This window comes from Nanhaiella sioensis, assembly GCF_046557775.1.
GTDB lineage: Bacteria > Bacillota > Bacilli > Bacillales > SM2101 > Nanhaiella > Nanhaiella sioensis.
The window spans coordinates 2048727-2074916 of sequence record NZ_JBKAEG010000001.1; the positions used below are offsets into that span (position 1 = coordinate 2048727).

Annotated in this window: 28 protein-coding genes and 2 other annotated features (1 of these 30 cut by a window edge); all 28 genes read right to left on the reverse strand. The window is 38.2% G+C overall.

Translation table 11 applies throughout. From position 1 onward, the window contains the following. Positions 1 to 12: 12 nt before the first annotated feature. Positions 13 to 291: a 30S ribosomal protein S19 gene (rpsS, locus tag V1503_RS09705; RefSeq protein WP_214483851.1), complete on the reverse strand. Its 279-nt coding sequence runs from the start codon at positions 289 to 291 to the stop codon at positions 13 to 15. 57 nt (positions 292 to 348) lie between these two features. After that, a complete protein-coding gene (gene rplB / locus V1503_RS09710; protein ID WP_214483852.1) occupies positions 349 to 1179 on the reverse strand; it encodes a 50S ribosomal protein L2 in 831 nt (276 codons plus the stop codon). Positions 1180 to 1206: 27 nt separating this feature from the next. Then, entirely contained in the window at positions 1207 to 1494 is a 288-nt protein-coding gene (gene rplW, locus V1503_RS09715) for a 50S ribosomal protein L23 (protein ID WP_214483853.1), read from the reverse strand. After that, positions 1494 to 2117 (reverse strand): 50S ribosomal protein L4, encoded by a 624-nt coding sequence (gene rplD, locus V1503_RS09720; protein ID WP_410626580.1) that lies wholly within the window; start codon positions 2115 to 2117, stop codon positions 1494 to 1496. Before rplD ends, rplW begins: the two co-directional genes overlap by 1 nt. A gap of 27 nt (positions 2118 to 2144) precedes the next feature. Next, a complete protein-coding gene (rplC, locus tag V1503_RS09725) occupies positions 2145 to 2771 on the reverse strand; it encodes a 50S ribosomal protein L3 (RefSeq protein WP_214483855.1) in 627 nt (208 codons plus the stop codon). 34 nt (positions 2772 to 2805) lie between these two features. Continuing rightward, complete coding sequence (gene rpsJ, locus V1503_RS09730; RefSeq protein WP_214483856.1) at positions 2806 to 3114, reverse strand: 30S ribosomal protein S10; 309 nt, start codon at positions 3112 to 3114, stop codon at positions 2806 to 2808. A gap of 25 nt (positions 3115 to 3139) precedes the next feature. Beyond that, positions 3140 to 3325, reverse strand: coding sequence for a hypothetical protein (locus V1503_RS09735; RefSeq protein WP_320211092.1), 186 nt, complete (start codon positions 3323 to 3325; stop codon positions 3140 to 3142). A gap of 160 nt (positions 3326 to 3485) precedes the next feature. Next, positions 3486 to 4673 (reverse strand): elongation factor Tu, encoded by a 1188-nt coding sequence (tuf, locus tag V1503_RS09740; RefSeq protein WP_410626584.1) that lies wholly within the window; start codon positions 4671 to 4673, stop codon positions 3486 to 3488. A 115-nt stretch (positions 4674 to 4788) separates the two neighbouring features. After that, the gene (fusA, locus tag V1503_RS09745) at positions 4789 to 6867 is read right to left on the reverse strand and encodes an elongation factor G (RefSeq protein WP_214483858.1); all 2079 of its coding nucleotides are present in this window, start codon (positions 6865 to 6867) and stop codon (positions 4789 to 4791) included. Positions 6868 to 6988: 121 nt separating this feature from the next. Continuing rightward, positions 6989 to 7459: a 30S ribosomal protein S7 gene (gene rpsG / locus V1503_RS09750; protein ID WP_214483859.1), complete on the reverse strand. Its 471-nt coding sequence runs from the start codon at positions 7457 to 7459 to the stop codon at positions 6989 to 6991. A gap of 38 nt (positions 7460 to 7497) precedes the next feature. Then, entirely contained in the window at positions 7498 to 7920 is a 423-nt protein-coding gene (gene rpsL, locus V1503_RS09755) for a 30S ribosomal protein S12 (RefSeq protein WP_320211095.1), read from the reverse strand. 104 nt (positions 7921 to 8024) lie between these two features. After that, positions 8025 to 8273 carry a 50S ribosomal protein L7ae-like protein gene (locus V1503_RS09760; RefSeq protein WP_410626587.1) on the reverse strand — a complete coding sequence of 83 codons (249 nt, stop codon included), beginning with the start codon at positions 8271 to 8273 and terminating at the stop codon, positions 8025 to 8027. Positions 8274 to 8398: 125 nt separating this feature from the next. Then, complete coding sequence (gene rpoC, locus V1503_RS09765; protein WP_320259561.1) at positions 8399 to 12001, reverse strand: DNA-directed RNA polymerase subunit beta'; 3603 nt, start codon at positions 11999 to 12001, stop codon at positions 8399 to 8401. 202 nt (positions 12002 to 12203) lie between these two features. Next, positions 12204 to 15764: a DNA-directed RNA polymerase subunit beta gene (gene rpoB, locus V1503_RS09770; RefSeq protein ID WP_410626590.1), complete on the reverse strand. Its 3561-nt coding sequence runs from the start codon at positions 15762 to 15764 to the stop codon at positions 12204 to 12206. A gap of 256 nt (positions 15765 to 16020) precedes the next feature. Next, positions 16021 to 16623 (reverse strand): class I SAM-dependent methyltransferase, encoded by a 603-nt coding sequence (locus V1503_RS09775; RefSeq protein WP_410626592.1) that lies wholly within the window; start codon positions 16621 to 16623, stop codon positions 16021 to 16023. 300 nt (positions 16624 to 16923) lie between these two features. Beyond that, positions 16924 to 17289, reverse strand: coding sequence for a 50S ribosomal protein L7/L12 (rplL, locus tag V1503_RS09780; protein WP_214483864.1), 366 nt, complete (start codon positions 17287 to 17289; stop codon positions 16924 to 16926). A 59-nt stretch (positions 17290 to 17348) separates the two neighbouring features. Further along, on the reverse strand, positions 17349 to 17849 hold the full coding sequence (gene rplJ, locus V1503_RS09785; RefSeq protein WP_214483865.1) for a 50S ribosomal protein L10: 501 nt from the start codon (positions 17847 to 17849) through the stop codon (positions 17349 to 17351). A gap of 67 nt (positions 17850 to 17916) precedes the next feature. Beyond that, positions 17917 to 18071, reverse strand: a sequence feature (ribosomal protein L10 leader region). A 56-nt stretch (positions 18072 to 18127) separates the two neighbouring features. Continuing rightward, complete coding sequence (gene rplA / locus V1503_RS09790) at positions 18128 to 18829, reverse strand: 50S ribosomal protein L1 (RefSeq protein ID WP_410626595.1); 702 nt, start codon at positions 18827 to 18829, stop codon at positions 18128 to 18130. A gap of 110 nt (positions 18830 to 18939) precedes the next feature. After that, positions 18940 to 19365 (reverse strand): 50S ribosomal protein L11, encoded by a 426-nt coding sequence (rplK, locus tag V1503_RS09795; protein WP_214483867.1) that lies wholly within the window; start codon positions 19363 to 19365, stop codon positions 18940 to 18942. Positions 19366 to 19684: 319 nt separating this feature from the next. Next, positions 19685 to 20218, reverse strand: coding sequence for a transcription termination/antitermination protein NusG (gene nusG, locus V1503_RS09800; RefSeq protein ID WP_214483868.1), 534 nt, complete (start codon positions 20216 to 20218; stop codon positions 19685 to 19687). A 495-nt stretch (positions 20219 to 20713) separates the two neighbouring features. Next, positions 20714 to 20896, reverse strand: a complete 183-nt coding sequence (secE, locus tag V1503_RS09805; RefSeq protein WP_214483869.1) for a preprotein translocase subunit SecE — start codon at positions 20894 to 20896, stop codon at positions 20714 to 20716. A gap of 48 nt (positions 20897 to 20944) precedes the next feature. Continuing rightward, entirely contained in the window at positions 20945 to 21094 is a 150-nt protein-coding gene (rpmG, locus tag V1503_RS09810) for a 50S ribosomal protein L33 (RefSeq protein WP_214483870.1), read from the reverse strand. An 88-nt stretch (positions 21095 to 21182) separates the two neighbouring features. Further along, positions 21183 to 21839: an RNA polymerase sporulation sigma factor SigH gene (gene sigH, locus V1503_RS09815; RefSeq protein WP_214483885.1), complete on the reverse strand. Its 657-nt coding sequence runs from the start codon at positions 21837 to 21839 to the stop codon at positions 21183 to 21185. A gap of 57 nt (positions 21840 to 21896) precedes the next feature. Beyond that, entirely contained in the window at positions 21897 to 22406 is a 510-nt protein-coding gene (locus V1503_RS09820) for an NYN domain-containing protein (protein ID WP_214483871.1), read from the reverse strand. 5 nt (positions 22407 to 22411) lie between these two features. Then, a complete protein-coding gene (gene rlmB / locus V1503_RS09825) occupies positions 22412 to 23155 on the reverse strand; it encodes a 23S rRNA (guanosine(2251)-2'-O)-methyltransferase RlmB (RefSeq protein ID WP_410626599.1) in 744 nt (247 codons plus the stop codon). Then, entirely contained in the window at positions 23155 to 23577 is a 423-nt protein-coding gene (locus V1503_RS09830; RefSeq protein ID WP_320259567.1) for a Mini-ribonuclease 3, read from the reverse strand. Before V1503_RS09830 ends, rlmB begins: the two co-directional genes overlap by 1 nt. Positions 23578 to 23582: 5 nt before the next feature. Continuing rightward, positions 23583 to 24980, reverse strand: coding sequence for a cysteine--tRNA ligase (gene cysS, locus V1503_RS09835; protein ID WP_410626601.1), 1398 nt, complete (start codon positions 24978 to 24980; stop codon positions 23583 to 23585). After that, entirely contained in the window at positions 24961 to 25626 is a 666-nt protein-coding gene (epsC, locus tag V1503_RS09840) for a serine O-acetyltransferase EpsC (protein ID WP_410626603.1), read from the reverse strand. Before epsC ends, cysS begins: the two co-directional genes overlap by 20 nt. Before the next feature lie 414 nt (positions 25627 to 26040). Next, positions 26041 to 26190, reverse strand: a binding site (T-box leader) (it continues 90 nt past the right edge of the window).

Genomic DNA, 26190 nt, shown 5'->3' on the forward strand with positions numbered 1-26190 from the left:
ATGCCTCCTCTCTTAACGTCTTGTTTTCTTGTCATCACTAGCGTGACCTTTATACGTACGAGTTGGTGCAAACTCTCCAAGCTTGTGACCAACCATGTCTTCACTTATATATACAGGCACATGTTTTCGACCATCATAAACTGCAATTGTATGACCAATAAATTGAGGGAAAATCGTTGAACGACGAGACCATGTTTTAACCACACGCTTACCATCGGTTTCATTTAAGCCCTCGATTTTTTTCATTAAATGATCATCTACAAAAGGTCCTTTTTTTAAGCTGCGTCCCATATGTGAACCTCCCTTCGCGATTGGCATACGGTTCCTGTGAACCGTAGCACAACCCCGTTATTTTTTACGACGACGCACGATGAATTTATCTGACTTCTTATTTTTCTTGCGCGTTTTATAACCGAGTGTTGGTTTACCCCAAGGTGTCATTGGTGACTTACGTCCGATAGGAGCTCTACCTTCACCACCACCATGTGGGTGATCAACCGGGTTCATTACAGATCCACGTACAGTTGGGCGTTTACCTAACCAACGAGAACGACCTGCTTTACCGATATTAATAAGTTCGTGTTGTTCATTACCAACTTGACCAATAGAAGCACGGCAAGCAGCTAATACCATACGAACTTCACCTGAAGTTAAACGTACTAAAACGTATTTTCCTTCTTTACCAAGAACTTGAGCAGATGTTCCAGCTGAACGTACTAATTGTCCACCTCTACCTGGTTTAAGTTCAATGTTATGAATAACTGTACCAACAGGAATATTAACTAACGGTAATGCATTACCCACTTTAATATCCGCTTCTGGACCAGACATGATTTCCATGCCCACTTCTAAATTTTTCGGAGCTAGAATATAACGCTTTTCACCATCAACATAGTTTATTAACGCAATATTAGCTGATCTATTTGGATCATATTCGATTGTAGCAACGCGTCCTGGTATACCATCTTTGTCGCGTTTAAAATCAATGATGCGGTATTGACGCTTATGACCGCCACCTTGATGACGTACTGTTAATCTACCTTGGTTGTTACGTCCACCCTTTTTATTCAAAGGAGCCAATAACGACTTCTCGGGAGTATCAGTAGTGATTTCTGCAAAATCAGATACCGACATACCACGACGACCGTTTGAGGTAGGTTTATACTTTTTAATCGCCATCTCTATTTCCCTCCTTCACTAGTAAACTTATACTTCAAAAAGTTCGATTTCTTTGCTATCAGCAGTTAACTTCACGATTGCTTTTCTGCGACGATTAGTATAACCACTATGACGACCCATACGCTTGAACTTACCTTTGTAGTTCATGATGTTTACTTTTTCTACTTTCACATCAAAAATTGCCTCAACAGCATCCTTGACTTCAGTTTTATTAGCTTTCACATCAACGTCAAACGTATATTTTTTCTCTTCCATTAAATCTGTAGAACGTTCTGTAATAACGGGGCGCTTAATAATATCACGAGGTTCTTTCATTACGCAAGCACCTCCTCTACTTTTTCCACCGCATCTTTAGTGATCACAAGTTTATCGTGGTTTAATAAGTCCAGTACGTTCACACCTGTAGCAGATATAACTGTTACTCCAGGAATATTACGCGCTGAAAGAGTCACGAACTCATTTTGATCAGCAGTTACGATTAACGCTTTGCGATCTGCAGAAAGACTGTTTAAAATGTTTACCATTTCTTTTGTTTTAGGAGCTTCAAATGCTAGGCTCTCTAATACAACGATATCATTTTCAAGCACTTTTGTTGATAGTGCTGATTTAAGTGCTAAGCGACGTACCTTCTTAGGTAGCTTATAGCTGTAGCTTCTAGGTGTAGGTCCGAATACTATTCCACCACCACGCCATTGTGGAGAACGAATTGATCCTTGACGAGCACGTCCAGTACCTTTTTGACGCCAAGGTTTACGTCCACCGCCACGTACTTCAGAACGACCTTTTACTTTGTGAGTTCCTTGTCTTAAGGAAGCTCTTTGCATAATAACTGCATCGAATAATACACTCTTGTTAGGCTCAATACCAAATACAGATTCATTAAGCTCTACTTCACCTACTGTAGAACCATTTTGGCTATATAATGTTACTTTAGGCATTGGTATATTCCTCCTTTCTTACAAAAATTACTGTGCCTTAACCGCACTATTAATAGTTACAAGACCTTTTTTTGGTCCTGGGACATTACCTTTAATAAGTAAAATGTTACGTTCAGCATCAATTTTTACAACTTCTAAGTTTTGAACAGTTATACGTTCTCCACCCATACGTCCAGGTAAAAGCTTTCCTTTGAATACACGGTTTGGATCAACAGGTCCCATTGAACCAGGACGACGGTGATAGCGCGAACCGTGTGACATAGGGCCGCGTGATTGTCCGTGGCGCTTAATTGCACCTTGGAATCCTTTACCCTTTGAAATACCTGTAACATCTACTACATCGCCTTCAGAGAAGACGTCAACTTTGACTTCCTGACCAACTTCATATTCCTCAACGTTCAGCCCGCGGAATTCACGGATGAAGCGCTTAGGCGTAGTATCCGCTTTTGCAACATGTCCTTTAGCTGGTTTGTTAGCAAGCTTTTCACGCTTGTTATCAAAACCAAGTTGTATAGCTTCATAACCATCTGTTGCTTCAGTTTTCTTCTGAAGAACTACGTTAGGTGAAGCCTCAACTACAGTAACTGGTACAAGTACATCTCCAACGAACACTTGTGTCATACCAATCTTTCTACCTAAGATTCCTTTGGTCATTCGTCACACCTCCTGTTATCTAACTTATTATTTATTATAGTTTAATTTCAATGTCTACACCTGACGGCAAGTCTAAACGCATTAGTGAATCTACTGTTTTTGGAGTAGGATTTACGATATCAATTAAGCGTTTATGTGTACGCATTTCAAATTGCTCACGAGAATCTTTATACTTATGAACAGCACGAAGAATCGTATAAACAGACTTTTCAGTTGGTAACGGAATCGGACCAGAGACATTTGCACCTGATCGCTTAGCTGTTGCTACGATTTTTTCTGCAGATTGATCAAGAATTCGGTGATCGTAAGCTTTTAATCGAATACGAATTTTTTCTTTTGCCATTATTTTCCCTCCTTTATCGCCTATTTTATTTAATAGACATTCTCCGTGGAAATTTCCCCACACTCGCCATGGCAAAGCGGCCGGGTGTGTCAGCAACCTTCCACATCATCGCAGTCAAAGACCAACATTCACTATTATATAAAAAAATTGCACCTAATGCAATAGCAAATTTTAATCTATCAATTTTTTTAACCCACGACTTAGTATACACGCCTTACAGTCTCTTTTCAATTACTCTAGTACAACATACTGTTAGCAGTTTTTGTTAATGCTCTTTTAGGGGCCTTTTTGTTCTTCAAGTTGCTTGACGAAGTGCCATTCCATAAAAAAACAGGTCTACGTATAAACGCAAACCTGCTTCTTTTCTATTATTACTCAGTGATAGTAGCTACTACTCCAGCACCTACAGTACGTCCACCCTCACGAATAGAGAATTTAGTACCTTCTTCAAGTGCGATAGGAGCGATAAGCTCAACTGTCATTTCAATGTTATCTCCAGGCATAACCATTTCTACGCCTTCTGGAAGATTAACGATACCAGTTACATCAGTTGTACGGAAGTAGAACTGAGGACGGTAGTTTGTGAAGAATGGAGTATGACGTCCACCTTCTTCTTTTGATAATACGTAAACTTCAGCTTTAAATTTTTGGTGTGGAGTAATTGAACCAGGCTTAGCTAAAACTTGCCCACGCTCAATGTCTTCACGTGATACACCACGAAGTAATGCACCAATGTTGTCTCCAGCTTCAGCATAATCAAGAAGCTTACGGAACATTTCTACACCAGTAACTGTAGTTTTGCTTGACTCTTCAGCTAAACCGATGATTTCGATTTCATCACCAACATTTAATTTACCGCGGTCTACACGACCAGTAGCAACTGTACCACGACCAGTGATTGAGAATACATCCTCAACTGGCATCATGAAATCTTTTTCAGTGTCACGCTCTGGAGTTGGGATGTAGTCATCAACTGCAGCCATTAACTCAAGAATTTTTTCTTCGTATGCAGCGTCTCCTTCAAGAGCTTTAAGAGCTGAACCTTGGATAACAGGAATGTCATCACCAGGGAAGTCATACTCAGATAATAAGTCACGTACTTCCATTTCTACTAATTCTAGTAATTCTTCGTCATCTACCATATCACATTTGTTTAAGAAAACAACGATGTAAGGTACACCAACCTGACGAGAAAGAAGGATGTGCTCACGAGTTTGTGGCATTGGACCATCAGAAGCTGAAACAACTAGGATAGCTCCATCCATTTGCGCCGCACCAGTGATCATATTTTTAACATAGTCAGCATGTCCCGGGCAGTCCACGTGTGCATAGTGACGACTGTCAGTTTCGTACTCAACGTGTGCAGTAGAGATTGTGATTCCACGCTCACGCTCTTCTGGCGCTGCATCAATTTGATCATATGCTTGTGCCTCTGCTCCACCTTTTTTAGCAAGAACAGTTGTTATTGCAGCAGTTAAAGTTGTTTTACCGTGGTCAACGTGACCAATTGTACCGATATTCGCATGTGTTTTGGAACGATCGAATTTTTCTTTACCCATTATAATTTATCCTCCTTAATATACATATCATAATTTATATAAGATAGTAGTTGCTATCTTGAACTACTTTCTTTCTTACATAAGTAGTTATACTTTAATAAATGGAATAAATCAATTATTCACCTTTATTTTTCTTAATAATTTCTTCTGAAATTGCTTTTGGTACTTCTTCGTAGTGATCAAAGTGCATTGAGAATGTACCACGTCCTTGCGTATTAGAACGCAATGCAGTAGCATACCCAAACATTTCAGATAATGGAACCATCGCACGAACGACCTGTGCGTTACCGCGAGCTTCCATACCTTCAACGCGACCACGACGTGATGTAACGTCACCCATGATGTCTCCTAAGTACTCATCAGGCATTACAACTTCAACCTTCATAATAGGTTCAAGGATGACTGGGTTACATTTAGAGATCGCATTTTTCAATGCCATAGATGCTGCGATTTTAAAGGCCATCTCAGATGAGTCAACATCATGATAAGAACCATCTACAAGAGCAGCTTTCACATCAACTAGTGGATACCCAGCAAGTACACCATTGCCCATTGCATCTTCTAATCCAGCTCCAACGGCTGGAATGTACTCACGTGGAACTACACCACCGACGATTTTATTTTCAAACTCAAAGCCCTTACCTTCTTCGTTTGGTTCGAACTCGATCCAAACGTGACCGAATTGTCCACGTCCACCTGATTGACGCGCGAATTTCCCTTCAACTTTAGCAGCAGCACGGAAAGTTTCACGATATGCAACCTGTGGAGCACCTACATTTGCTTCTACCTTGAACTCACGACGCATGCGATCAACGAGAATGTCTAGGTGTAATTCACCCATACCTTCGATAATTACTTGGCCTGTTTCTTGGTCAGTATGCGCTCTAAACGTTGGATCTTCTTCTTGGAGTTTTTGAAGAGCTGTTGTCATTTTATCTTGGTCAGCTTTTGATTTTGGTTCGATCGAAAGTGAAATTACCGGCTCTGGGAATTCCATAGACTCAAGAATAACTTGATTTTTCTCTTCGCTCAACGTATCACCTGTAGTTGTAACTTTTAGTCCAACTGCAGCTGCGATATCACCAGCATAAACTTTTGATATCTCTTCACGTGAGTTTGCGTGCATTTGTAAAATACGACCTACACGTTCACGTTTACCTTTTGTTGAGTTTTGTACATATGAACCCGCGTCTAACGTTCCAGAGTAAACACGGAAGAATGTTAATTTACCAACAAATGGGTCTGTCATAACTTTAAATGCAAGTGCTGAGAATGGCTCATCGTCACTAGAAGGGCGAGTAACTTCTTCGTTAGTATCAGGAAGAGTACCTTTGATAGCCGGAACATCTAATGGTGATGGAAGATAATCAACAACTGCATCAAGCATTAATTGAACACCTTTGTTTTTGAAAGCTGATCCACAAATTACTGGATAGAACTCAACATTAACTGTTCCTTGACGGATTGCAGCTTTAAGCTCTTCTTTAGTAATTTCTTCGCCGCCTAAGTATTTTTCCATTAACTCTTCATCAAGCTCAGCAACCGCTTCAACTAACTTTTCACGGTATTCTTCTGCTTGATCCTTATACTCTTCAGGAATCTCACGAACTTCTATATCAGTTCCTAAATCATTCCCGTAAAATACAGCGTTCATTTCAACTAGATCAATAATACCGTGGAATTCATCTTCCGCTCCAATTGGTAGTTGAATTGCAGCTGCATTGGCTTGTAAACGATCGTGAATAGTGCTTAGAGAATATAAGAAGTCTGCACCGATTTTGTCCATTTTATTAACGAACACCACTCGGGGAACTCCGTAAGTAGTCGCCTGACGCCAAACTGTTTCAGTTTGAGGCTCAACGCCTGATTGAGCATCAAGAACTGCTACTGCTCCGTCAAGTACACGAAGTGAACGCTCAACTTCAACAGTGAAGTCTACGTGTCCTGGTGTATCGATGATATTAACGCGGTGACCTTCCCACTGTGCAGTTGTCGCAGCAGAAGTAATAGTAATACCACGTTCTTGTTCTTGCTCCATCCAGTCCATTTGAGATGCACCTTCATGAGTTTCACCGATTTTATGAATACGACCAGTGTAATAAAGTACACGCTCAGTTGTTGTTGTTTTACCAGCATCAATATGTGCCATGATACCGATATTTCGAGTCTTTTCTAAGGAGAACTCTCTTGCCATTGGGTCTTTCTCCTTCCATTATAAAGTATCGTATTATAATTATTAGTTGACCATCAAAGAGTCAATGGAGATCTTATAATGATTCACATTGCTCTTTATTAGGTCGATCCAGTTTATTGGATTACCAACGATAATGAGCAAATGCTTTATTCGCTTCAGCCATTTTATGCGTATCTTCACGCTTTTTAACTGCAGCACCTGTATTGTTAGCTGCATCTAAAATTTCGTTAGCTAAACGCTCTTCCATCGTTCTTTCTCCACGAAGACGTGCATAGTTTACTAACCAACGAAGTCCTAATGTAGTACGACGATCAGGGCGCACCTCAACTGGTACTTGATAGTTAGATCCACCAACACGGCGAGCTTTAACTTCCAATACTGGCATGATGTTTTTAAGAGCTTGCTCAAAAACTTCCATAGCTTCTTTACCAGAACGTTCTTTTACTAATTCAAACGATTTGTAAAGAATATCTTGAGACTTTCCTCTTTTTCCATCAACCATCATTTTATTAATTAAGCGTGTTACTAGCTTTGAATTGTAAATCGGATCTGGTAACACGTCTCTTTTTGCAACGGGTCCTTTACGAGGCATTGATATTCCTCCTTTCAGTCATTGTTCTTACTATGTTGTTATTTTTTTGCTGCTTTAGGTCTTTTCGTTCCATATTTAGAACGACTTTGCATGCGGTTATCAACACCAGCAGTATCTAACGCACCACGAACGATGTGATAACGTACCCCTGGTAAGTCTTTTACACGTCCGCCACGGATTAATACAACACTATGTTCTTGTAGATTGTGTCCAATCCCAGGAATATATGCTGTAACTTCAATTCCATTCGTTAAACGAACACGAGCATATTTACGAAGTGCTGAGTTCGGCTTCTTAGGTGTCATTGTACCTACACGTGTACATACACCACGTTTTTGTGGAGATGAAACGTTAGTTTGTGACTTTTTGAAGCTATTGTACCCTTTATTCAAAGCAGGGGACATTGATTTTTTAACTTTCGTCTCGCGACCTTTGCGTACTAATTGATTAATAGTAGGCATCTTGTTTCCTCCTTCCGTATGTTGCTAAGACCACACATCCAGGTGGTTCATTTTTTTACAAAAACAAAGTTTTTGTAGAAAATGACATTTCCACAAAAACAGTTTTAATAAATAATTGCAACTGTTGCTGCTCCCACTTCAATTCCACAAGCTCTACCTAGCTGCTTCATTGAATCTACTTTATTAATAGGCACATCGTTCGCTTTAGCTACATACATAATTTTACTAATTATGCGTTCATCAGCATCAGCAGCAACGATCACTTCTTTCACAGCTTCCGATTTGAGAGCTTTAACCGTCTGCTTTGTACCTATAATAATCTTTGTTGCCTGTGATACTTTTTCATAAGACAACTTTAATATCCTCCAAAGTAACAGGTTATTTGAAACACCTTTGCTATAATAACATTCTGTTCAACAAATGTCAACAAGAAAAAAACTTGCTTATAGAGGAGGTTACAAACACTCCTCTATAAACTTCAGTCAACAATTACTGCAGCTTCTTCTTCAATAATCGATGGTAATTCTGGTGTGGCTTTGCGATACTGTGTCATTCCAGTACCAGCAGGAACCAATTTACCAATAATTACATTTTCTTTCAACCCAAGTAAATCATCACGTTTACCTTTAATAGCTGCATCCGTTAACACACGCGTTGTTTCTTGGAATGAAGCGGCTGATAAGAAAGAATCTGTCTCTAATGACGCTTTCGTAATACCTAATAGTACTGGACGACCAGTTGCAGGTGTTTTACCTTCTAATAGCACTTTTTCATTTGCATCTGTAAATTGGTGAATATCTAGTAACGATCCAGGTAACACATTTGTATCACCAGCATTATGGACACGTACTTTACGAAGCATTTGTCTTACCATTACTTCGATATGTTTATCACCAATCTCAACACCTTGCATACGGTATACGCGTTGAACTTCTTTGAGTAAGTACTCCTGAACAGCAGTCATATCTTTTACTTTCAACAACTCTTTAGGATCGATTGAACCTTCAGTTAGCTCTTGGCCACGCTCTATGACCGAACCTTCCGCTACTTTCAACCTTGCGTTATATGGTGCAAGATAATTTCTTGTTTCTACATCATTTCGTATAACAATTTCATGCTGTCTATCACGCGCTTCTTTGATTTCGACGACAGTTCCATCGATTTCAGAAATAATCGCTTGACCTTTTGGATTTCGTGCTTCAAATAATTCTTGAACACGAGGGAGACCTTGGGTAATATCGTCTCCTGCAACCCCACCTGTATGGAATGTACGCATTGTTAACTGTGTTCCTGGTTCTCCAATTGATTGAGCAGCAATAATACCAACAGCTTCCCCAACTTCAACTTCCGAGCCAGTAGCTAAATTGCGTCCATAACACTTCTTACATACACCATGACGAGTATTACATGTGAATGCTGAACGGATCCAAACTTCTTCTACACCCGCCTCAACTATTACACGCGAAAGATCTTCATCAATTTGTTCATTTTCTGCAACAAACACTTCCCCAGTTTCTGGGTGTTTAATTGCTTTACGAGCATATCTACCAATCAAACGCTCTTCAAGCTTCTCAATTACTTCAGTACCTTCCATTAATGAACGAATAAACAATCCTCTGTCCGTGCCGCAGTCGTCTTCACGTACAATAACATCCTGGGCAACATCAACTAGACGACGAGTTAAGTATCCAGAGTCAGCTGTTTTTAACGCTGTATCTGCTAAACCTTTACGAGCACCGTGTGTAGAAATAAAGTACTCTTGTACGTTCAGCCCTTCACGGAAACTTGATTTAATCGGTAATTCAATAATTCTACCAGCTGGGTTGGCCATGAGTCCGCGCATCCCTGCAAGCTGAGTAAAGTTAGATGCGTTACCACGAGCACCTGAATCACTCATCATAAAGATTGGGTTACGCTTATTTAATGACGCCATTAATTTCCCTTGAATAACATCCTTAGCTGAGCTCCAAATAGATATCACTCGATCAAAACGCTCATCATCTGTAATAAGTCCGCGCCTGAATTGCTTTATGACAGTATCTACTTTGTTCTGAGCTTGATTTAATATTTCTTGTTTTTCAGGTAACACGACAATGTCTGATACTCCTACTGTAATACCAGCCTTTGTAGAATACTTAAAGCCTAAATCTTTCATGCGGTCAAGCATTTTGGATGTTTCGGTGATCTTGAATCGTTTAAACACTTCAGCAATGACATTACCAAGAATTTTCTTCTTGAACGGATCAATGATTGGACGTTTTTTAATCTCTTCCTTAACATCAACCGTCTTCTCAATAAAATACTTCTCTGGTGTTTTTTCTTCTAAGTTAGACTTGGTTGGCTCATTAATGTACGGAAACGACTTAGGTAAAATTTCATTGAAAACTAACTTACCTACTGTTGTTATAAGTAATTGATTATTTTGTTCTTCCGTGAAGTTTGGATTATTTAATGTACCTGCATTTACAGCTACTCTCGTATGAAGATGGACATAGCCATTTTGATACGCTAGAAGTGCTTCATCAGTATCATTAAATATCATTCCTTCTCCAACGGCTCCTTCGCGTTCCATCGTTAAATAATAATTACCTAAAACCATATCCTGCGATGGTGTAACGACTGGTTTTCCGTCCTTAGGATTTAAGATATTTTGAGCTGCTAGCATAAGAAGACGTGCCTCAGCTTGTGCTTCTGATGATAAAGGTACATGAACTGCCATCTGGTCACCGTCAAAGTCAGCATTATATGCTGTACAAACTAACGGATGGAGACGAATTGCTCGACCTTCTACCAAAGTAGGTTCAAATGCTTGAATACCTAATCTATGCAATGTTGGTGCTCGATTTAGTAAAACTGGATGTTCTTTAATAACTGATTCTAATACATCCCAAATTTCTGGCTGTAAACGCTCAATTTTGCGTTTGGCACTTTTAATATTATGAGCAAGACCTTTTTCTACTAGCTCTTTCATAACAAATGGTTTAAAAAGCTCTATTGCCATTTCTTTAGGTAGACCACATTGATACATTTTTAAATTTGGTCCAACGACAATTACAGAACGCCCTGAGTAATCAACACGTTTTCCAAGTAGGTTTTGACGGAAACGCCCTTGCTTCCCTTTCAACATATGTGATAATGATTTCAGAGGTCTATTTCCTGGACCTGTTACAGGTCTTCCACGTCTCCCATTATCTATAAGTGCATCAACAGCTTCTTGCAGCATTCGTTTCTCGTTTTGTACAATAATGCTAGGTGCACCAAGGTCCAACAATCTCTTCAAGCGATTGTTTCTGTTAATGACACGACGATATAAATCGTTTAAATCTGATGTAGCAAATCTTCCACCATCAAGCTGTACCATTGGACGAAGTTCAGGTGGAATAACAGGTAACACATCCAAAATCATCCACGATGGATGATTGCCTGAATTTCTAAATGCCTCAAGCACTTCAAGTCGTTTAATTGCACGTGTACGACGCTGGCCTTGTGCTGTTTTTAATTCCTCTTTTAAACTTTCTACTTCTTTTTCTAAATTAATATCCTGAAGAAGCTTTTTAATCGCTTCTGCTCCCATTGAAGCCTGGAATGTTTGCCCATATTTTTCTCGATACACACGAAATTCTTTCTCAGAGAGTAACTGTTTCTTGTCTAACGGCGTATCCCCTGATTCAGTTACTACGTAAGACGCAAAATATATTACCTCTTCTAGTGCACGAGGAGACATATCTAATACAAGTCCCATGCGACTTGGAATACCCTTAAAATACCAAATGTGCGTTACCGGTGCAGCGAGTTCAATATGTCCCATGCGTTCACGACGAACTTTAGCACGCGTAACTTCTACTCCACATCGGTCACAAACTACACCTTTATAACGAACACGTTTATATTTTCCACAATGACATTCCCAATCTTTTGTAGGACCAAATATGCGTTCACAAAATAAACCGTCCTTCTCTGGTTTAAGAGTACGATAGTTTATCGTTTCAGGTTTTTTTACTTCACCGAATGACCAAGAGCGAATTTTATCTGGTGAAGCGAGTCCAATTTTCATATATTCAAAGTTATTTACGTCTATCAAGGGGCCTACCTCCCTTTTAGTCTCAGGTTTTCCCTTTACACCCAAACTCAATTATACCTAGATGCTCAAAAAACTAGTGAAGAACAACTGTTAAACTAACTAACACAAGATGTCTTCGCCGTCCTTTTTTGAACACGTATTAATATAGAATTTCAAAGGGGATATCCCCTTTGAAAAAAGTAATGCTTTTACTATCTTTGTCTTATTCTTTCACCACTGCGTCTACCTCTTGTTCTACAGGGGCTTCTTCATCTACAGATACACTAGCATTTTGTTGATCATCATCATCTTCAGTATCACGCATTTCTATTTCTTTTTCATCGCTAGAGAGCATTTTAACGTCCATACCTAAACTTTGTAGCTCTTTAATTAATACTTTAAATGACTCAGGAACACCAGGTTCAGGTACATTTTCACCTTTGACAATAGATTCATACGTTTTCACACGACCTACGACGTCATCTGACTTAACAGTTAGAATCTCTTGTAGTGTATAAGCAGCACCGTATGCTTCAAGGGCCCAAACCTCCATTTCACCAAACCTCTGACCACCGAATTGAGCTTTACCACCCAAAGGTTGTTGAGTTACTAGTGAATAAGGACCCGTTGAACGAGCGTGTAGTTTATCATCAACCATATGCGCTAGTTTAATCATATACATAACACCGACTGATACACGATTGTCAAATGGCTCTCCCGTACGTCCATCATACAAGACTGTTTTTGCATCACGAGCCATACCTGCCTCTTGTAATGTTGACCAAACGTCTTCCTCACGGGCACCATCAAATACCGCTGACGCAACATGTATTCCGAGTTTTCTAGCAGCCATCCCAAGATGTAATTCTAATACCTGACCGATGTTCATCCGAGAAGGAACCCCTAATGGGTTTAACATAATATCAATCGGCGTACCATCTGGTAAATATGGCATATCTTCTTCAGGTAAAATTCTTGAAATTACACCTTTATTTCCGTGGCGCCCTGCCATTTTGTCACCTTCAGAAATCTTACGTTTTTGAACGATATATACTCGAACAAGCTGATTAACTCCAGGTGGTAATTCATCGCCATCTTCGCGATTAAACACCTTTACATCAAGGATAATTCCTTCTCCTCCATGAGGAACACGGAGTGAAGTATCACGAACTTCACGAGCTTTTTCCCCAAAAATCGCATGGAGTAAACGTTCTTCAGCAGTAAGCTCCGTTACACCTTTAGGCGTTACTTTACCCACTAACAGATCTCCATCCTTCACTTCAGCACCAATACGGATAATACCTCGTTCATCTAAGTTACGAAGTGCATCTTCACCAACATTAGGAATATCACGAGTGATTTCTTCAGGTCCAAGCTTTGTATCACGTGACTCTGATTCGTATTCTTCGATATGAATTGAAGTATAGACATCATCTTTCACTAGTCGTTCACTCATGATGATCGCATCTTCATAGTTATAGCCGTCCCAAGTCATAAATCCTACAAGTACATTACGACCTAGCGCTAATTCTCCCAACTCCATCGAAGGTCCATCAGCAAGGATTTCTCCCTTTTTCACTTCATTACCAACAGCTACAATTGGACGTTGGTTGTAGCATGTACCTTGGTTTGAACGAATAAATTTTAATAAACGATATTTATCAAGGTTACCTTTGATCTTTTGACCGTCTACTTCTTCATACCTTCTTACCCAAACCTCTTTCGCTTCAACACGCTCTACTATTCCAGGATGTTTACAAATTACAGCTGCCCCTGAATCCTTACCAGATACGTACTCCATACCTGTACCAACTCTTGGTGCCTCAGGTTGCATCAACGGTACAGCTTGACGTTGCATGTTCGCTCCCATCAATGCACGGTTAGAGTCATCGTTTTCTAAGAACGGTATACAAGCTGTTGCAGCAGAAACAACTTGTTTAGGAGATACATCCATATAGTCTGCACGTTCACTTTTAACAACGATATTTTCACCACGGAAACGGGCAAACACATCATCATCTACGAAAGTCCCGTCTTCTGTTAACCTAGAATTAGCCTGTGCAACTACATAGTTATCTTCTTCATCTGCAGTAAGATAATCTATTTTGCTAGACACTTTACCAGTTTCAGGATCAACTTTTCGATATGGTGTTTCTATAAAACCAAATCGATTTACCTTTGCAAAAGATGATAATGAGTTGATTAGCCCGATGTTCGGACCCTCTGGTGTTTCAATAGGACACATCCGACCGTAATGTGAGTAGTGAACATCTCGTACCTCGAACCCGGCACGTTCACGGGTCAGACCACCTGGTCCAAGCGCTGATAATCTACGCTTATGAGTTAATTCAGCTAACGGATTTGTTTGATCCATAAACTGAGAAAGCTGAGAGCTTCCAAAGAATTCTTTTATAGATGCGATAACAGGTCTTATATTAATAAGTTGTTGTGGCGTGATTGTATTCGTATCTTGTATAGACATTCTTTCACGCACAACACGTTCCATTCTTGATAGCCCAATACGGAATTGATTTTGGAGTAATTCTCCAACCGAGCGAAGACGACGATTACCTAAATGGTCAATATCATCCGTATCTCCTACTTGATGTAATAGATTAAAGAAGTAACTAATAGAAGCAATAATGTCAGCTTGAGTAATATTCTTAACAGACTCCTCAATATAAGCATTGCCGATCACATTAATTACTTGCTCACCATCTGCATCACTAGGTGCATAAATTTTAATAGACTGCAGTAAAATCTCTTCTTCTATTACTCCACCTACTGTATGGAAGCTTTTAAACCCAGCTCCATCGATTAGCTGAGGAAGTATGCGATCTAGTGTCCTACGATCTAACAAAGTTCCTTTTTCAGCAATGATTTCACCAGTTTCAGAATCAACAAGTGTTTCAGCTAAGCGCTGATTAAATAATCTATTTTTCAAATGCAACTTCTTGTTAATTTTATAGCGTCCTACACTAGCTAGATCATAACGCTTCGGATCGAAGAAACGAGACTCTAGTAGGCTTTTTGCATTTTCTACTGTAGGTGGTTCACCTGGTCGTAGACGTTCATATATTTCTAGTAATGCTTTTTCAGTACTTTCGGTGTTGTCTTTTTCAAGGGTGTTGCGGATATATTCGTTATCACCAATTAAATCGATGATTTCTTGATCAGACCCAAACCCTAACGAACGCAAAAGAACCGTAACCGGTAACTTCCGAGTACGATCGATACGCACGTATACTACGTCCTTCGCATCAGTTTCATATTCTAACCATGCTCCTCGGTTTGGAATTACAGTTGCTGTAAAACCCTTTTTACCGTTTTTATCAACTTTGCCACTGTAATAAACACTAGGTGAGCGTACAAGCTGAGAAACAATTACTCGCTCAGCACCGTTAATAACAAACGTACCTGTTTCTGTCATTAACGGGAAATCTCCCATAAATACATCCTGGTCCTTCACTTCACCTGTTTCTTTATTCACTAAGCGTACTTTTACGCGCAGTGGAGCAGAATATGTAACATCGCGTTCCTTCGATTCTGCTACAGGGTACTTAGGCTCACCCAAGCTATAATCAATAAACTCAAGTGAAAGGTTACCTGTAAAATCTTCAATTGGAGAAATATCTCTAAACATTTCTCTAAGACCCTCATCAAGAAACCACTGATATGAAGAGGTTTGAATTTCAATAAGATTTGGCAATTCTAATACTTCACTAATACGAGCGTAACTTCTTCGTTGGCGGTGTCGTCCAAACTGAACTACTTGACCTGTCAACTGATTCACCCCTCAAATCAAGCGTTTTATTATTACTGCATATATATTTGTCTTACGAACTGAAAAATCATCAGTCATAAGGCAAAAAATAAAAGGGTTTCTTTTTAGAAAACCACATTTTACTCACGAACTATTGATTTTTTTAGTTTTTCCATTCAAACTAAACAATATACAACTAATATGATATTTTTTTCAATTATATTAGAAAAAATACATATTTGGCATTTTATAATATTAACACAACAAAAAATAACCGTCAACTTTTTTTTGCTTTTATGATATAATAGCCTTTTTTCTTAGTAACTATCTCTACTTCCCTGAAGATTGCTTTAAGCTTTTCAACTGCTGAGGGAGCCCCTTGCTTTTTCTGAATAACAACCCATAGCTCTCCACCATCATCTAAATAATCGATACTTTTTTCTAATATCGTATGAACTACTTTTTTCCCTGCTCGAATAGGTGGATTTGATAATATCGCAGAAAAACACCGTTGATTTACACCCTCAAACAAATCACTTTTATAAATGGTTACATTTGAAACACCATTCAATTGCTTATTTTTTTCAGCTAACTCAAGTGCCCGTTCATTAACATCAACCATTTCCACCCGTTGTTTGTGAAATGCTTTTGCAATCGAAAGACCAATCGGCCCGTAACCACAGCCAATATCAAGTATAGAACCATCTGCTTCAGAAGGCTCAAAATGTTGTATTAATAATTTAGAACCGAAGTCAACTTCACTTTTCGAGAATACACCATTATCTGTAATAAAAGAAAACATAAAGCCCTTTAATTCATAACTCCAAGTTTGTGGGTTGCTATTCACTTTAGGCTTATCTGTAAAATAATGATCCCCCAAAAAACGACCCCCTGTCCTTCTTAAGATTTTGCATTAACTTCTTTCGCATGAATTATTGTTTCACACCCTTAGAAATTAACCATTCACAGCATCTTATCTTAAAGTTTCATTCTTAATAATTGTTGCTTTTCGTCAAAAGAGCTAAAAGCCAATATAACTAACGATCGTGGCATCTTTTCTCCTCTAAAGCCATCAGATACTCAAATGCATGTTAAAAATAACAAACAGCATATCTAATATTATGAGTCTTAAAAAAAGCTCGCTAATATTATTAGCGAGCTTTTTTATTATTCAACAAAATTACTTAACTTCTACGCCAGCTCCAACTTCTTCAAGCTTCGCTTTAAGTTCTTCAGCTTCGTCTTTAGAAACGCCTTCTTTAAGTGTTTTTGGAGTGTTATCAACTAATTCTTTAGCTTCTTTTAAGCCAAGACCAGTGATTTCACGAACAGCTTTGATAACTTTAATTTTTTGTGAACCAGCACTTGTAAGTTCTACATCAAATTCAGTTTTTTCAGCAGCAGCGTCTCCACCAGCAGCTCCACCTACTACAGCTACAGGAGCAGCAGCAGTTACACCAAATTCTTCTTCAATAGCTTTTACTAAGTCGTTTAATTCTAAAACAGTCATTTCCTTAACTGCTTCAATGATTTGTTCTTTAGTCATTATAATTTCCTCCTTGAAAAGTTGTAATTTTTTATACAAATACTATTTGTTTACTTAAATTATGCGCCTTGTTCTTCTTTTTGATCTGCAACAGCTTTTGTTGCAAGAGCAAGATTGCGAATAGGTGCTTGAAGTACGCTAAGCAACATAGATAATAATCCTTCGCGTGATGGAAGTTCTGCAAGAGCTTTAACGTCTTCTACTGATGCGATATTACCTTCAATCACACCTGCTTTAATCTCAAGTGCTTCATGGTCCTTCGCAAAGTTGTTAAGAATTTTCGCAGGAGCTACTACATCTTCAACACCAAAAGCAATTGCATTTGGTCCAGTTAAATGTTCGTTCAACCCCTCTAAACCAGCTTCTTCTGTTGCACGACGTGTTAAAGTATTTTTATATACTTTAAATTCAACACCTGCTTCACGAAGTTGCTTACGAAGTTCTGTTACTTCTGCAACAGTTAAACCACGATAGTCTACTACTACCGTTGATTTACTACCACGAAGTTTATCAGCAATTTCCGTAACGATCTGCTGTTTTTGTTCAACTGCGTTACTCATCCCTACACCTCCTATGATTTTTCTCTGGTTACTTATACCGCTTGGTGTATGCCGAAATTTATCTTTCTCTTTCAGCAAAAAACCTCCACATCTATAAGACACGGAGGTTTGATATACAATAATTAACATTCTGTTATTACACTGTATATTTACAAAACACCTCGGTGGGAAATTAAGCTCATTATGAGCACCTACTGTCTACGGTATAAATTATATTCTATTTAAACAACAAGGATGATTATATAGAATCATAACCTGTTTGTCAAATTATTTATTAATTAGTTTGCACCAGTTACTGTTGAAGGGTCAATTTTAATTCCAGGTCCCATCGTTGAAGTTACTGATACATTTTTCATGTACGTACCTTTCGCTGCTGCAGGTTTCACTTTTACCATTGTGTCAAAAATTGTAGTGAAGTTTTCTTCTAACTTCCCTTCTTCAAAGGAAACTTTACCAATTGGCACATGAATGTTACCTTGCTTATCTACACGGTACTCTACTTTACCAGCTTTAATTTCATTAATAGCTTTTGCAACATCAAATGTTACAGTACCTGTTTTAGGGTTAGGCATTAAACCTTTAGGTCCTAATACTCGACCTAATTTACCTACTTCACCCATCATATCTGGAGTTGCAACGATCACATCAAAATCAAACCAACCTTGATTGATTTTATTAATGTAGTCGCTATCACCAACAAAATCAGCACCCGCTGCTTCTGCTTCTTTTGCTTTTTCACCTTTTGCAAAAACTAACACACGTTGTACTTTACCAGTACCATGTGGTAGTACGACAGCACCACGGATTTGTTGATCTGCTTTCTTAGGGTCAACTCCTAAACGGAAAGCAACTTCAACCGTTGAGTCAAATTTTGTTGTGTTTGTCTTCTTAACTAGTTCAATCGCTTCTCCCACTGGGTAAGCTTTTGTACGGTCTACTAATTTAGCAGCCTCTACGTACTTTTTACCTCTTTTAGCCATTGTATTTCCTCCTTATTTGTGGTTTTAACGGAACAACCTCCCACGAATAAAGGTTGCGAATGAGAATGCACTCATAGCCGCAACCTCCCAACACCTATATGCGCACGCGATTAATCTTCAATAACAATCCCCATACTGCGGGCTGTACCTTCAACCATTCGCATTGCTGATTCAACATTTGCTGCATTTAAATCAGGCATTTTTGTTTCAGCAATTTCGCGTACTTTGTCACGTTTTACAGTCGCTACTTTATTACGGTTTGGTTCACCTGAACCAGACTCAATTCCAGCAGCTTTTTTAAGTAATACTGCTGCAGGTGGAGTTTTAGTAATAAAAGTAAATGAACGGTCTTCGAAAACTGTAATTTCAACCGGTATAATTAAACCAGCTTGATCAGCTGTACGAGCATTAAATTCCTTACAGAATCCCATGATATTTACACCTGCTTGCCCTAAGGCTGGTCCAACCGGTGGTGCCGGATTTGCTTTACCAGCAGGAATTTGTAACTTAACAACTTTTATTGCTTTTTTAGCCACGAGACACACCTCCTTAAAGTCCGTGATGTGGTAATAGGGTATTCCCTCCCACTCATCGTAAACCTTTATTATCTATTCGAGGATGTCCAAATCGTCTGAGAGAAGGAACCGTCAAGAGACTTAAGTCAGCATACTTTACCACTTCTCATGTACGATGCATATGTACATGAAATTTAGTAGCATAGCCCACTATTACTTCTTCATCCTTTTTTGAACACTCACTATAATAAAGATATATTATCATCTAGCCCCATATTTTTTGAGACATACTGACTTTGAAATATTACCACTTTTTTTGTGTCATTTCAAGTTTAATTGGTTATATTTTTTCTATTTGGTCAAAGTCTAGTTCAACTGGCGTTTCACGTCCAAACATATTTACAAGGACTTTAACTTTACTCTTATCAACGTCAAGCTCTTCAATTTTACCTGTAAAGTTAGCAAAAGGACCATCCTTCACTTTTACCGTTTCACTAAGTTCAAAATCAACCTCAACGACTTTTTCTTCCATACCCATTCTTTTTAATACATGAGTAATTTCATCTGGTAACAACGGAGTTGGTTTTGATCCAGAGCCTGATGATCCGACAAAGCCTGTTACTCCAGGTGTGTTTCGCACAACATACCAAGAGTCATCTGTCATTATAATTTCTACCAGCACATATCCTGGGAATACTTTTTTCTTAACGACTTTCTTTTTTCCGTTCTTCACATCTGTTTCTTCTTCTTCAGGAACTACAACTCTAAATATTTTATCTTGCATTCCCATTGACTCAACACGTTTTTCTAAATTTGCTTTTACCTTGTTTTCATAACCTGAATACGTATGAACAACATACCAATTCTTTTCCATTCGATAGGACTTATTATGTCCTTCCCTCCCCAACAATAAAATAGACCTGAAAGCGCAAACAGCGCACTCACTGGTGACAAGCATATGGCGAACCATCAATAAGATTGCTTTTTATCCTTATTGACGAGTCGGTTATAACCTCGAGCTGACGGCTGTTGAAGCTAGTCATTCAGCAAAGACCAAACGTCTCATTCATCCCACACAAGCACTGGAGCCACCTCACTTGAAGGCGCTTTTTTGCCTTCTAGTAATAAGGTATAGTGGCCTCATGGGGATGGTTAAAATTCCTACACCTAAAGAGTTAACGTTTCGTCAATTTTCATAAAGGCACTCTCAGACGTAAAACATTCATCAGCAGGTTATATACCTGGTTATCTCCGTCTTCTTGTTAAAGCGTCTGCCATAAATACATTTTTTCTTCCCAAATCAAAAAACCCGTTACCGGGCTTTTCATCTACTAACTTTATCAATCATTATACCATGACAATGCAATTGTTATTCAACTACTAATTCAATTAAAAAAGAAATAATTTGGTCTGTTAAAGCAAAAAACAACACAAAAAATACTACAGTTGAAAGTACCGTAATAGTATAGCGAGTCAATTCCTTTTGTTTAGGCCAACTTACTTTTTTCATTTCACGTACAACATCACGCAAAAATGTTGTTAAACGTTTCATATACGTAACCTCCAGCGCCGGTTTTTATATAATCTAGGTTGTTAAAAATTATTTTGCTTCTTGATGGGTTGTATGTGTATTACAAGTTTTACAAAACTTATTTATTTCAAGTCTTTTCTCTGTTTTTGCATCAGTTTTCATAGTTATATAGTTTCGACTTCCACACTCACTGCATGCAAGGACTATTTTTTTACTCATGATAACACCTACCATAGACATACATGTCCTTAAAAGATTATCATACCATTCTTTTCTATGTCAACAACTGTTAACAAATGGAGCAAAGCTACAAGCTTATCTCTCTCAACTCTAAATAACGCTCAAGCTTTCTTTTTACTCTTTGTAGTGCATTATCAATAGATTTCACATGACGATTTAGATCTTCGGAAATTTCCTGATAAGACCTTCCATCTAAATAAAGAACTAAAACCTTTCTTTCTAAATCACTTAATAGCTCTGACATTTTCACTTCAATATCATCATATTCTTCTTGATTTATAATGAGTTCTTCTGGATTCATTACCTTCGTACCAGAAATTACGTCCATTAGTGTTCGATCCGATTCCTCGTCATAAATAGGCTTGTCCAGTGATACATAGGAATTTAACGGAATGTGTTTTTGTCTAGTAGCAGTTTTAATAGCAGTAATAATTTGTCTCGTTATACATAATTCCGCAAAAGCCTTGAATGATGTAAGCTTGTCCTCTCTAAAATCACGTATTGCTTTATATAAGCCTATCATGCCTTCTTGGACAATATCTTCTCGATCTGCTCCAATTAAGAAATACGATCTCGCTTTTGCACGGACAAAGTTTTTATACTTATTGATCAAATAATCAAGCGCTTCACTATTGCCACTGTGAACTAATTCTACAATATGTTCATCCTCATACTGCTCATATATTCCCCTTGTCTTCCCTTTGAAGTTCGAAACCACACAGATCCCTCCGACCGTTATATAGAAATATTATACAGCACGATTTTTTTCAACGTCAACCACTCATCGTTGTCCACGTCTCCATTTTTCGAAAATTTCTGCAACTTCTTCACTAAGATGTATTTTAGACTTTGGCTTTTTTTGTTGTGTCACTTTGACCTTCTTCTCAATTCGCTGTTTAATAGCGGTCATTTCATTGTATAGTTCTCGTGCGGATTTTCTCAATGCACCCTGTCCAAAAATCGTCCATTGTTCCATATAATCCGATGTTGCAACATGAATTTGCGTTTGAATATTATTAAGTTCTTTCACTAGCTTCTCTATGCGTTCATCTGCAGTTTCATTCTCACGTGTGAATATGATCTCTACTTTGTGGTTTTTTAATTTCTTTTCAATGCCTTTAACGAGGTGAGCATCAAAAACAATGATTACTCTATAACCAGTATAAGCTTGATATTCAGCCATCTGATTGATTAAGTTATCGCGAGCTGAGTTAAAATCTTTATCCCTTAAAGGTCTTAAGTTTGGCCATGCCCCTATAATGTTGTATCCATCAACAATCAGGATATCCATAAAGGTTAGTCCCCTAACGGGATTCGTTTACGGTAAACCTCATACATTAGTAAGCCAGCAGCAACCGATGCATTTAAAGATGTTACCTTCCCACGCATAGGAAGATTAATGAGAAAATCACATTTTTCTTTAATAAGTCTTCCGATCCCTTTTCCTTCACTACCAATGACAAGTCCTAAAGGCATATTTCCGTCAATGCTCCTGTAGTCATCTTGACCATTTGCATCTGTACCAATGATCCATATGCCATTTTCTTTAAGCTCTTCTATTGTGCGAGACAAATTAGTCACCTTAGCTACTGGAATATACTCTATCGCTCCGGTTGAAGCTTTAGCAACAGTTGCAGTTAATCCTACCGCTCTTCTCTTCGGAATAATAATGCCATGAGCACCAACTGCATCTGCAGTTCGCATGATAGAACCGAGGTTATGTGGATCCTCAATTTCATCGAGTAAGATAAAAAAGGGCATTTCTCCTTTTTCCTCTGCTTTACGGTATAGATCATCTAGGCTTGCGTATTCGTATGCAGCCACTTGAGCAATAACACCTTGATGATTGCCATCATTCATTTGGTCTATCTTTTTCTTTGGGACAAACGAAACTGGTACTTGCTTATCCTTTGCAAGCTGAGCAACCTGTTGCATTTGCCCTCTTTGTGATCCTTCAGCAATCCAAATCTTATTAATTTCACGCTTTGATTTTAGCGCTTCTAACACAGGGTTTTTGCCAATAATATATTCCTGATTCATCATTTACCTCCTTTCTTTTGTTTCTCAATAAATTGAAAAGATTCTCTTACAAGCTCCTCAAACCTATCTTCATTTCCCATTAAATAATGGTACCCTAATAAAGCTTCAAACGCTGTGCTATATCGATATGTTTGTACATCTGTATTTTTTGGAATGGTACCTGATTTTGCATTACGCCCTCTTTTTACGATTGTTTGCTCTTCAATACTAAGGATATCATTTTGGAGAAAGAAGTGTATAACATTCGCTTGCGCTTTTGCTGACACATATGCTTTAGCAATATTGTGTAACTGATTAGGTCTAATATTACCCTTTAGTAATAGGTGATGCCGCACATGACTTTCGTATACAGCATCACCCATATATGCTAAAGCTAGACTGTTTAACTGTTTCACATCAATAATATTAGGTGAATGTAACATCTTCCTTACCCTCTTCTCCATCTTGTACCTTGAGCTGTGTCTTCAAGTACAATATTTCGTTCTTTTAACTCATCTCGAATTTGATCAGATAATGCAAAATCCCTATTCTTTCTAGCATCTATTCTTTGTTGAATCAGTTCTTCTATTTCATCATCAAGTAGCTCGTTATTTTCTAATGTGAGTCCAAGCACGGTAAAGGTTTCTTCAAAGAGCAATACAAATTGTTGAATAACTTGATTGGAAGTGTTTTTTTCCATTAAATATAGATTTGCAGTCTTAGAAAGGTCGAATAATACTGTAATTGCATTGGCAGTATTAAAATCATCATCCATCTCTTCAATAAATTTTTCTTTGTATTGACTAATATTTTGAATCCATTCATCATCATTCGTAGTTAGATTAGCACTGCTATTCATCCGATGTTTTAAATTCGCATATGCTGTACGTAATCTCTCGAGGCTACTTTTGGCACTCTGAAGTAATTCAATATTATAATTTATTGGATTGCGGTAATGAACAGATAGCATAAAAAAGCGCAACACTTGTGGATCATGCTCTTTAATAATGTCATGAACCAAAACAAAGTTCCCTAATGATTTCGACATCTTTTCGTTATCTATATTGATATATCCATTATGCATCCAATAATTAGCAAGCTGTTTTCCTGTTAAAGCTTCTGATTGAGCTATCTCATTCTCATGATGTGGAAAAATTAAGTCTTGCCCTCCTGCATGAATATCTATTGTATCTCCTAAATATTCTCGCACCATTGCAGAACATTCGATATGCCAACCAGGTCTACCTAAGCCCCATGGGCTTTCCCAGGAAATCTCTCCTTCCTTGGCTGCTTTCCAAAGAACAAAATCTATTGAATCGTTTTTCTTCTCATCGACTTCAATTCGAGCACCCACTCGCAGTTCGTCAATTGATTGATGAGATAATTTTCCGTATCCGTCGAATTCACGCGTTTTGTAATAAACATCTCCACCTGATTCATAAGCATAACCTTTGTCAATCAAAGCTTGAATAAAGTCAATAATAATATCCATCGTTTCTGTGACTCGTGGATGAGCATCTGCTTTTTTGCATCCTAACGCGGAAACGTCTTCAAAATATGCTTGAATAAACCTCTCAGAGACAGTAGGTACGTCCTCACCTAACTCGTTAGCAGCTTTTATAATCTTATCATCAACATCAGTAAAGTTGGAAATATATTTCACATCATACCCGCGATATTCAAAATATCTCCTAACTGTATCATATATAATATCAGGTCGTGCATTTCCAATATGGATATAGTTATATACTGTTGGTCCACACTTATACATTGTAACCTTATTTTCTTCAATAGGTATGAATAATTCCTTTGCTCTAGTAAGTGTATTATAAATTTGAATTGGCATGTTCTATTTTCCTCTCTTTCATTTCTGCTAGTTCATTTCGTAATTCATTCATTTCTAATTCAATTTCTCTTATACGATCGGCAATCGGGTCTGGTAAATCTCGATGATTAAAGTCTTTTTTAACTCGCACACCATTTTTTATAACTATCCTTCCAGGTATACCAACTGCTGTAGAATTGTCAGGAACGTCATGTAAGACAACAGAGCCTCCCCCAATCTTTGAATTCTCTCCAATAGTTATAGATCCTAATACTTTTGCTCCTGCTGCGATAAGTGCATTGTCCTTAATAGTCGGGTGTCTCTTACCCTTTTCCTTACCTGTTCCTCCTAACGTAACACCTTGATAAATCGTAACATTATCTCCAATTTCACACGTCTCACCTATGACAACACCCATGCCATGATCAATGAATAAGCGCCTTCCTATTTGAGCACCAGGATGAATTTCAATTCCAGTAAAAAACCTGCTTATTTGTGATATGAGTCTAGCAAGAAAAAACAGTTTTCGCTTAAATAATCCGTGAGCTATCCTATGTGACCAAATAGCATGTAACCCAGAATAAGTAAGGATCACCTCAATATAGCTTCTTGCAGCTGGATCTTGCTCAAAAATCACCTCAATATCTTCTTTAAACATTTTAAACACGGTGTTCCCCTCCATTCTTATTATTTGTTCAAAAGACAAGAAAAGTGCAAGAGCCTCAATCATCCCCACCATGTGTTGAAAGAAGACAATTCGAATGTATAGAATGCCAATACTATCAAATGCTTTTTGGTTGAAATGACTGTAAGGGCCATATTTTCCATAACTCATCAATAAAGGTGTTGAATTTCTAACAATGCTCTTTTCGTAAACTTCGTTGCTAATGTACCTATACTAGAAAATAAAGATATTAATTTGCGTAAGTGTCATCGTTTTATAGAAGAAAAGATGCACCAAACTTTAGTAATATTCTTGTTAAGTTTTTTACGAAAATGCCTATATAAAAGAAAAGACACGATGGACATAAGTTGTATACGTGTACATATCCATATACGAAAAAACGCCTCTATGCCTATGCACAGAGACGTTTTCACGCGGTTCCACCCTGTTTAGGTAGCTCAAATTTGCAAGCCTACCCCAACTCAACCCTTCTAACGGAAGGGAATCCGTCCTAAGCTAGTTAATCAAAGATTAGTTCACCTAGAATACTCAGAGGTGCATTTCAAA